The sequence below is a fragment of the Pedobacter psychrodurus genome (genome assembly GCF_032678585.1).
Lineage (GTDB): Bacteria > Bacteroidota > Bacteroidia > Sphingobacteriales > Sphingobacteriaceae > Pedobacter > Pedobacter psychrodurus_A.
The window spans coordinates 1-8382 of record NZ_JAVTSN010000091.1; the positions used below are offsets into that span (position 1 = coordinate 1).

Annotated in this window: 11 protein-coding genes; 4 read left to right on the top strand and 7 right to left on the bottom strand. The window is 47.6% G+C overall.

Going from position 1 to position 8382, the window contains the following annotated elements; genetic code table 11:
• Positions 1-146: 146 nt before the first annotated feature.
• The 3 genes from R2S57_RS29835 (at position 147) to pepE (ending at position 2959) form a co-directional block, all read left to right on the top strand.
• Entirely contained in the window at positions 147-1376 is a 1230-nt protein-coding gene (locus tag R2S57_RS29835) for a helix-turn-helix domain-containing protein (RefSeq protein WP_316848558.1), read from the top strand.
• A gap of 339 nt (positions 1377-1715) precedes the next feature.
• The gene (locus R2S57_RS29840; protein ID WP_316848559.1) at positions 1716-2168 is read left to right on the top strand and encodes a hypothetical protein; all 453 of its coding nucleotides are present in this window, start codon (positions 1716-1718) and stop codon (positions 2166-2168) included.
• A 95-nt stretch (positions 2169-2263) separates the two neighbouring features.
• Positions 2264-2959, top strand: coding sequence for a dipeptidase PepE (gene pepE / locus R2S57_RS29845; RefSeq protein WP_316848560.1), 696 nt, complete (start codon positions 2264-2266; stop codon positions 2957-2959).
• A gap of 148 nt (positions 2960-3107) precedes the next feature.
• On the opposite strand, the gene R2S57_RS29850 is transcribed toward pepE, so the two are convergent.
• Genes R2S57_RS29850 through R2S57_RS30620 form a run of 5 tightly spaced genes read right to left on the bottom strand, consistent with a single transcriptional unit; the run spans position 3108 to position 6465 of the window.
• Positions 3108-3959: a hypothetical protein gene (locus tag R2S57_RS29850; RefSeq protein ID WP_316848561.1), complete on the bottom strand. Its 852-nt coding sequence runs from the start codon at positions 3957-3959 to the stop codon at positions 3108-3110.
• Between the two features lie 58 nt (positions 3960-4017).
• On the bottom strand, positions 4018-4806 hold the full coding sequence (locus R2S57_RS29855; RefSeq protein ID WP_316848562.1) for a DUF4099 domain-containing protein: 789 nt from the start codon (positions 4804-4806) through the stop codon (positions 4018-4020).
• A 10-nt stretch (positions 4807-4816) separates the two neighbouring features.
• A complete protein-coding gene (locus tag R2S57_RS29860; RefSeq protein WP_316848563.1) occupies positions 4817-6034 on the bottom strand; it encodes an ArdC family protein in 1218 nt (405 codons plus the stop codon).
• Entirely contained in the window at positions 6027-6185 is a 159-nt protein-coding gene (locus R2S57_RS29865) for a hypothetical protein (RefSeq protein WP_316848564.1), read from the bottom strand. Before R2S57_RS29865 ends, R2S57_RS29860 begins: the two co-directional genes overlap by 8 nt.
• Positions 6186-6189: 4 nt before the next feature.
• Positions 6190-6465, bottom strand: a complete 276-nt coding sequence (locus R2S57_RS30620) for a M23 family metallopeptidase (protein ID WP_410479120.1) — start codon at positions 6463-6465, stop codon at positions 6190-6192.
• A 45-nt stretch (positions 6466-6510) separates the two neighbouring features.
• Between R2S57_RS30620 and R2S57_RS29870 the strand changes: the two genes are divergently transcribed.
• Positions 6511-6648: a hypothetical protein gene (locus R2S57_RS29870; RefSeq protein WP_316848565.1), complete on the top strand. Its 138-nt coding sequence runs from the start codon at positions 6511-6513 to the stop codon at positions 6646-6648.
• A 14-nt stretch (positions 6649-6662) separates the two neighbouring features.
• On the opposite strand, the gene R2S57_RS29875 is transcribed toward R2S57_RS29870, so the two are convergent.
• Together R2S57_RS29875 and R2S57_RS29880 are read right to left on the bottom strand one after the other, a co-directional pair.
• On the bottom strand, positions 6663-7079 hold the full coding sequence (locus tag R2S57_RS29875) for a hypothetical protein (RefSeq protein ID WP_316848566.1): 417 nt from the start codon (positions 7077-7079) through the stop codon (positions 6663-6665).
• 49 nt (positions 7080-7128) lie between these two features.
• Positions 7129-8382, bottom strand: a 1254-nt coding sequence (locus R2S57_RS29880) for a type IV secretory system conjugative DNA transfer family protein (protein WP_316848567.1), incomplete at its 5' end; no start/stop codon positions are given.

The window sequence follows — 8382 nt, forward strand, 5'->3', positions numbered from 1 at the left end:
TAATGATCAGGAAGAATCGGAGACGGGTACGATGGGCAGAGAAACTGCTATTGCAGGGGCCGAATAAAGGGCTGACTGTTTTTTTTGTCTAAAAAAACATACTTAATTTAATTTAGCGAACATTTAAGTTTAACTTGCTTTCAAATATGTCGTTTGTTAATTTCCTGGCTGGCACCACCTGTTTTTTCCTGCTTTTAATTTCCCTCCATTTATTTTTTGCAAAAAATGGGAACAGACAACAGAATATCCTGTTGTCCATACTGCTATTTTCCCGTTTCGGACAAGTACTTAATTCCTTGTTTATTACCAATGGAAAAACAGAGCTGCTTTCTATCTCCTATCAGTTCTTCACCCCTCTTTATTTTGCCGCCCCAGCCTGCTTTTACCTCTACATCACTGGTTTCGTATTGGAAAAAAAAAGGCTCGAGAAAAAAGATTTTCTCCATTTCATACCATCTGCATTTGCAATAATTCATATTTTCCCATGGCCGGGATCTGCGTCTCTGGATTGGAACTTAATTATTACCCAATTGCAAGCGGATGGCTATCACTCCCTGATGGCCAAAAGCGGATTATTTCCGCCCGCCTTTCATTTTCTTTTACGCCCGGTCCTTATGATGATTTACCTTAGCCAAACTTGGCTTTCGGTTATTAAATCCCATATTTTAACGACGCAGACCATAGACCGGGCAACAAGGGGATGGGCAATTTTTTTACTCAAAATCGCCACCTTTTTTCAGATCCTGGGTCTGCTGCCAAGGATATTAAGAAGTTTGTCGGTACCAATGGACAGTTCCATATTTGTGGTGATCAACTGTCTGTGCATATTGCTGATCATTTTATATGCCTTGCACAAACCCAGTATGTTTTATGGTTTTTTACTGGTGGCCATCGACTGGAACAAAGATGATTGGAAAGAAAAGATCATATCCGATGAGATGACTGTACCAAAAGATTTTGTGGTAACCGATATCATAAAGATGCCCAAGGTACTGGCTAACCCTGCGAAAAAGTTTAACCTATCGGAAGAGGAGATTTTATTGTATGTTGATCTGATCAGAAAAGAAATGGAAGACCATTGTCTTTACCTTGATCGGGAGCTACAGATCATTGACCTGGCCACCAGGGTCAATATCCCCCTTCACCAATGTTCCTTTATGATCAACAAACACATCGGAAAGAATTTCCGGGATTGGATAAATAGTTACCGGATAGCACATTTCTTAACGCAATACCCTGTTCTTTCCGATAAGATAACCATCGAGGCAATCGCTCACGAATCAGGCTTTAAAAATCAGGCTACCTTTTACAATGCCTTCAAAAAGGAAAAAGGCATTATGCCAACCGCTTATTTTGCTAAAGGATGGACGGCATAAAGACCGTTTAGCCGAATTCTGCTCTAACGGTTCAATGATTAGAGATAAGTTCCTCCCTTCACCCACCCACATCCCCGGCATAGCGGTTACATTTGGAACAGTATTTTTCAGCCTGCCAAAACAGAGCTGCCAAATGCAGCCATTTATTTTCCCACTGTCCCAAATAAAGCAATGATAGCAGGTACCGACCGTAGTCTTTTAATGAAACCATTTTTCAAACATTTGGAAAAATTCCATCCCCTATCAAAAAATTTTATTAGCTGTTATGAAGAAAACTGCCAGATAATTTCCATACGCAAGCACAAGCACATCCTCTCCCCCATAGATGCTAACAATGCCATGTACTTCATAATTAAAGGCATGGTAAGGGGATTTGTCAAAGAGCATAAAAAAGACATCAGCACCTGGTTCGGTTTCGAAAACCAGATCATAGAAGCCATCCGCCATCCCCAACAACAGTCCGATCATTCCTTGGAATATCTTCAGGCCCTGGAGAACTGTCAGCTGGTCCGCATCCCATACTCGCTTACTGATTCCTTATCTGCCCATTGCCCAGAGTGGAACATAATTGGCAGAAAGATTTTAGAAATACAATACTACCAGGCCGCAGAAAGGTCCATTATCGCCAGGATACCCAATGCGGCGGGAAGGTACCTGAAACTGGAAAGTACAGCTTTTGATATAGATAGAATACCCCAACGGTATCTCGCCAGTTACCTCGGCATACGTTTAGAAACCCTGAGCAGAATCAGAAACAGGGCGGGTGGGCAGGATTTAAAAATGATGGCTTAACCAAGATTTAAATTGAGCTGGAATGGGAGATGTAAACCAAAAAGTCTTTCTGTTTTTTAACTTTGCATCTGCACAGATAAAGAAATTGACTAAAGATGAATGTTATACTTGCCTCAACTTCTACCCTATTCGGTGGAAATTACCTGGATTACCTAAAGGATGAGCTGATCAATCTCTTTGAAGGAATAGATGAAATCATATTTATCCCCTATGCAAGACCAGGGGGGATTTCTCATGAAGATTATACCGAAAAGGCCAGCGTTTTTTTCGCTTCGATAAAGATCAAGGTTAAGGGTTTACATGAATTCGCAGACCCTGTACAGGCCATTCATGCTGCCAAAGGCTTTTTTACCGGCGGGGGAAATACTTTTCTGTTGGTCAAAACATTGCATGAGCATGGGGTAATGGAGGTTTTAAGTGAAAACATCAAAAAAGGGAAACCCTATCTGGGCTGTAGCGCGGGAAGTAATATTGGCGGGATCAATATGAAAACTACCAACGATATGCCCATTGTTTATCCTGCTTCTTTTGATTGTATGGGATTGGTCCCATTTAACCTCAACCCGCATTACCTTGATCCTAATCCGGATTTAAAACACAATGGAGAAACAAGGGAAACCAGGATCCAAGAGTTCTTAACACAGAATGAGATCAAAGTAGTTGGCCTGCGTGAAGGAAACTGGATCAGGATATCGGGCGAAAAAATAACGACTGAAGGAAGTGAAGAGACCAGGATCTTTGATCCGGGCAAGGCGGCCTGTGAGCTTCCGCCGGGCAGTTCTCTTTTATAAACCATAGACAGCCCGTAATAACGGTACAGGCTCAGCCAGGACATTTTTTGCATAGCATTATTTATCGGCCTTTATGAATTGAAGTCTTTTTTTTGTTACTCCAGAACCTCTAAAGAGGGCTAAATCAGTCCGGTTATTCCCGGTGTGCTCACCTTCCGATCTTAGGCTCTTTATCACCACCCTGCTGCTTCCACGGGAATTGCTTTGCTACCTGCGGCGGGGGCAGAATACCCTCAAATGCCCGCGGGGTATTTTGCCCTTCAGCCTTCTGGGAAGAAAAGATCTGATTATCCCGGAGCTGTTGCATATCCTTTGAATAAATATCAAGGGTTTTAAGCCTGGGATTCGCCGCCACATAGACAGCATGCTCTTTACCATCTATGCTAAGGGAGAGTTCGACCAGGTTACCATAGCGGAGCGCTTTGGTTACGGCCTGTTTTTTTTCCTCATCCTCAAGGCCCTTAAAGGGATATTTCCCGATAGACTGTTCCAGGTCATATCCATAGCCGGGAAAAAATTTGTTTACGGGATGGTTCCCATTGTTACCGGTGACCGAAAGATCCAGCCTGAACCAGACCGGCACCCGCTCGCGTTCCCCTTCAGTGCTACCGGAGGTATTTTTTACAAGGATTTCTTTTTGCAGGGAAAGCCCGCATAAAAGCTTATAACATTGAAGAGCGGACATTCTGTTATCACGCTCCAGTTCAAAACGTTGCATAACAGGTTCACTTGTGTTGTATCTAATTAGCGAGCCCTCGTAACTGTTCAGGAAATAAACCCCGGTTTCCTTTGCTTTTGAAAAATTGATTTCAAAGCGCATCTGGTCCACCCCCTTAGCCGGATCTGACCTGAATTCTCCGGGAATATACCGTTGGTTGATACCCAACGAGAACCTGTCCAGCCCGCGGTAGACCGCAGACTCCAATACTTCATTTAACCTAGTCCCAAAACCCAGATAATCGAGAGTTTTCTGCAGGTATTCCAAATTTTTCTGATCCATAATCGTTCATTTTAAATTGCCGTTTTCTATTGTTTTTCTTTTCCTGAATGTCTTTCATTTATCGGGACACACTTCTTGCCCGCTCCGGGGACGAAAGGGAGGGGGATTCTCCAAGACCATATTTTTCCTGCCGCAGGGGCCGTTGCCCCTGCATTTCCTCAGTTGCTCTTAAAAAAGACGGCGTGGCATGATCCACCTGCGCTCCCCCCTCTTTTAAAGACCTGATCCCACGGAGCAGCAGATAGGAGATCCCGCCGTCCAGCAGTACCGATAAGATCAGGGCCTTGTGGTCAGAAAGCAGCCCAAGCGGCTCAGCCGCGCGGTGCCGGAGCTGGGTGCCGTCGGACATGGTAAGCATCTCTCCCCGCCTGAAGGCTGACTTTTCATCCGGGGAAAGCAGCATACCGTTCACCAGGTCCGGCGCCTGGACGTTGGAAACATCATAGGAAATAAATTCTTTGGTCTCTCCATCATACTCAATATTGAGCATGGAATACCGGCCCTCTTCCCTTTGGATGCTTTTACCGATAAAATCTGCTTCCCCTGAAACAAGCCTGGACATTTCCTCCCCGCTGAGCAGGGGATGTTTTCTGATTTCTTTATAGATGGGATGAAGCAGCAGTTCCACCTCGCCCAGATCATTCCTGAACAGGGAAAGCTTGGCATCTAGCCGCTCAAGGTTAAAGGCTTCCCAATGGATCCCGCGGATGGCTACCAGTTCGGTCCTTCGGCCTGAAAGCAGTGCACGGATGTTATGCGGATCAAGCAGCAGCTGTCCCTGATAGTAGATACCGAGCTGCTCGAGCTGGGAAATGGGCAGCTCATGGATATTGAATAATGTTTTCATAGCTATGGGTTTATCTTTTGATTTTTATTTCGGTACTGTTTGCTAGCTCTGATCCCATGGGCTTCAGAGCTGCTTGAGGATTGATCTGCTGCATGGAGCGCTTAACCTCAAGCAGAGAATGATAGAGCTGGTCGGTCCTGGAAAGGGTGAAGCGCAGGCCTGAAGGCTGCAGCTCCACTCGGAGCCTGCCCTGCTTTAGATGTCCCTGTATATGGTAAAGGTTATTTTTATAGCTGATCTGATCTCCTGTGGAAAGGTACTTCAGTTCCTTGATGGAGGGCTGTTCTGCTGCCGCTACTTTATGCTGAGCGATACCGATATTCTTTTGGACCTTAAGCTCTATATCCCGGATAAAAGAGAATATCTTTTCGGCATCCATCGATGCGGCATGGATTTCCACTGGGCTGTCCTCCAATATCGAAACCCAGCTTTCTATGTAGGCTGCATGTTGAGAGGGATCATGCCCGATCTGGAGCTCATCGCCCAGCAGCATTGAGGCAATTTCTGCACGCAGCTCTTCTTTGGCATAGGCCTGCATCCCGTTGGTCATCAGGCTTTCCCTGTTGAGCCTGTTAGGATGCCCGGTCCAGTGTCCAAGTTCATGGAGCAGGGTCGTATAATATCCTGCGGAAGAACTGAACTGGCTCCGGTCGGGCATGGTGATCACATCATAACGGATATGGTAGCTGGCGCGGTCGATAAATTGATGGTCGATCTGCGCGCCACTATGGCGGATCAGTTGCTCTGCCCGCTCGACCGGGTCCCAGTCTATTTTTCTGGGGAGAAGGGAAAGCGGGGGGATCCCGCTGATCTGCTCGGCATTGAATACCCATGCGTTACTGACTATGGCCCTGTTTAAGGGCAGTTTTTCCATGATCACCTTTCCCGTTTCATCATAGAGCAGGCCACCTTTTTCATCACGGAGGCTAATGAGCTGGTGTGTCTTGACAAATTGGATAAGGGTTCCCCGCTCCCTGTGGTTAACTCTGAAGCCCGCCCCCTCGGCCTGCTTAAAGGTGAGCCAGCGGGGATCCTCATGTCCGGAGAGGAGCAGGTTTATTGCATTGATGCCTTTGTAGCGATGACCGCTCTGCTGGTTATAAGGCATTGAAAATAACGGGATACCCTCTGCGCTCCAAGGCTTTTGCCATGGCGAGGTACCTGACTTTAGCTGCTCGATGAGCCTTTGGGCGACCTGGACATATAAGGGCTGTTGCGGCTTATCCATCCTCTCCCCCTTCCTGCACTAAAAGTTCATCACCCTGGAGGGTACCGTAGATTCCGGCCTGGGCTTCGCTGAGCTCTAGGCGGCCTTCAATGGCGATGGCCTGAAGAAGCTGCTCCAGGGAAACCAGGTTTTTATCATAATCTGTTTTCATGGTCTTATTGGTTTAGTGTCCCGCAGGACTGTAGAAAAAGTAGAAATTTTAAGGGATGGACCTGCTGACCGCGAAAGCTGACCGAAAAATGCAGGTGCTCTCCGGTCACCCTTCCGCTGCTGCCCGATATCCCAATCACTTCCCCTGGACTCACCAGCGCCCCCTTTGAGATAAATACACTGGAGAGATGACCATAGGTGGCCAGAACATCCCCGCTGCATATGCGCACAAAGTTTCCCAGATAGCGGTGATAGCCGCATGCGCTGACCTCCCCTGCCATCACTGACCTGACAGCAGACCCCCTTGCTTTAAGATCTATGCCCTGATGAAAACCGGCTTTTTCGCTGATGGGGTGTATTCTGGGGCCAAAAGAACTGGTGGGTATGATGGGAAAAACGGGAAAGCAAAAGCTTTGGGAAAGGGCAGCAATGGGATAAGCAGACATCAGGGGCAGGATCAATAATAAAACCGCCCTTTTCACCGCCTGCTCCCCCTTTCTGCTCCCTGTTGCCTGCCAAGGCTGACCGAGAGCCCGGTATCCAGGCTGACCATGGCCAGACTGGCCGCCCCGGGATTGTCCTTCAGCATTTCCATAGCTTCCAGTACAGCCACCTGGCCAGGCTTTTCCAAAATCAGACTGACCCTGAAAACAGTTTTGAAATCAGCGGTCTCCATTATAGAAGCCGAGGTCAACAGGTCCTGATAAAGCCTGTTTTTATCTTTCAGCACCAGCACGTCCGTTGCGGAAATGCTGGAAACAGAGAGGTCGCCAAAGGCTATCTCCGCCCTCATCAGCCTGGGATCAACTGCACTGATCAGTCCGATCCGGAATGTTTTATCATCCGCATCGCTCTGGTCTCTGGCCAGGGCGAGCTTTCCTAAATATTCTTGCATAGCATTTGGGTTTTAAGGTTATTTTTTATGTTTAGCGGCATTGAGATTTCTATCCGGCAGGAAACCTGGAGACGATCCGGGATACCTCGGCGTTAATGCGTGTAAAGTTTTCAAAAAGGATTTCATCCTTTCTGCCCTTGAAGTCATAATAGATGGGCATATCCGGATAGGCAGCTTCTTCCGCTGCGACCGCTTTTAAATCTATATCGACCCGGCAGTTGACCGCCGATGGCTGAAATTCCCCGGTAAAGGATCCTACAGTATCCCCCGCCAGTATCCCCACCAGCTCTCCGGCCTTTAGCGATGAGATCTTGCCCGATGGTATAAGGTATTCAAGCCGCTCGCTGAGCGATACAGACGCCTTTCCACGGTCCAGCGAGAGGCTCTCGCTGAGCTGCTTAACCTTACCGAACAGTTTTTCGAGCCAGTCCAGGGTTTCTTTGTTCCTGACCGAGCCTGAGAGTACATTGCCCACAACCGCGCAGATCGTTGTTGCGGTATCTTTACCGTATTGCTGCTGGAACTGTGGAAGCTCCTGGAGTCCCATCAGTACCGCAACACGGTTTGAACGGGCAGTGGCGATCAGGTTCTCGATGCGGTGAACATATAAGGTGGGCAGCTCATCCAGCACCAGTGCACTGGGCAGATTGCCTTTGGAGTTGATCAGCCGTGTGAGCCGGTTGAGCACCACGGAGTAACACGCTGAATTGATGTTCTGGGTATTGGGATCGTTGGCCAGTACCAGCATGGCCGGAGAGCGGTGACTGCTGATCTTTAGCGGGAAATCATCACCGGAAAATACCCAGAAGCTCTCCTTTGTGGCCAGTCTGGAGATAAATATCTTCAGTGTTCCCACCTGCCCTTCGAGCTGATCGAAAGCTTTCGCCCGGTAAGCGCTCATAAATGGTGAAAGCAGGGAGTCCAGTTCAGCGTTTGAGGTGAGGGTGGAAAATATCTGCTCGTATGGGCAGTTCAAAAACGAAAGTACATGCGGCAGGGTCGAGTAGCGCCCGTTTTCATAGCGGGAAAAAAAATAGATACAGGCTGAAAGGAAATTTACCGCACTCTGGGTAAAGAACTGATCGCTACCGGAAGACCTGTCCCCTTTTTTTAGCGCCTCTACCAGTGCTTCTGCAGTTTCAGAGGCATCGGCCAGGGTAAGGATATAGTCTGAGCGCAGGACATTGAGGCGCCTGCTCATCTCGACTGCATTGAGGTTGATCACATGAAACCGGTAGCCTTCTAATCTTCCCTGCTGCTTGCCGAGCAGGTAATGATAATAGGCCAATTGTCCGAGATCGCA